The organism is Neisseria sp. P0020.S003, from assembly GCF_051957095.1.
Lineage (GTDB): Bacteria > Pseudomonadota > Gammaproteobacteria > Burkholderiales > Neisseriaceae > Neisseria > Neisseria subflava.
Genome location: NZ_JBQCWU010000083.1, coordinates 1 through 438 on the forward strand (window position 1 = coordinate 1; position 438 = coordinate 438).

Below are 438 nucleotides of genomic sequence, written 5' to 3' on the forward strand. Positions count from 1 at the left end.
ATTTTGGCGCTTGGGAAACCATGATTCAAACCAATATCATCGGCCTGACTTTTCTGACCCGCCAGATTTTGCCGCAACTGGTAGCGCGCAAACAAGGCTACATCATTAATTTGGGTTCGATTGCCGGCAGTTATGCTTATTCCGGCAGTAATGTCTATGGCGCGACCAAAGCTTTTGTGCGTCAATTCAGTATGAACCTGCGCGCCGAATTGGCAGATAAAAATATCCGCATTACCAATATCGAACCGGGTTTGTGCGGCGATACCGAGTTTTCCAATGTCCGTTTACAAGGCGACGATCAGCGTGCGGCCGAGGTTTATGAGAATGTCGAGTTTATCCAGCCGCAAGATATTGCCGATACCGCTTTATGGCTCTATCAGCGTCCGGCACCGATGAACGTCAATTCCATCGAAATCATGCCGGTTGCCCAGACCTTTG

At 49.1% G+C, this 438-nt stretch carries 1 protein-coding gene; it reads left to right on the plus strand.

Going from position 1 to position 438, the window contains the following annotated elements; genetic code table 11:
* On the plus strand, positions 1 to 438 hold a 438-nt coding region (locus tag ACTHTQ_RS11430), incomplete at both ends, for an SDR family NAD(P)-dependent oxidoreductase (RefSeq protein ID WP_440363982.1).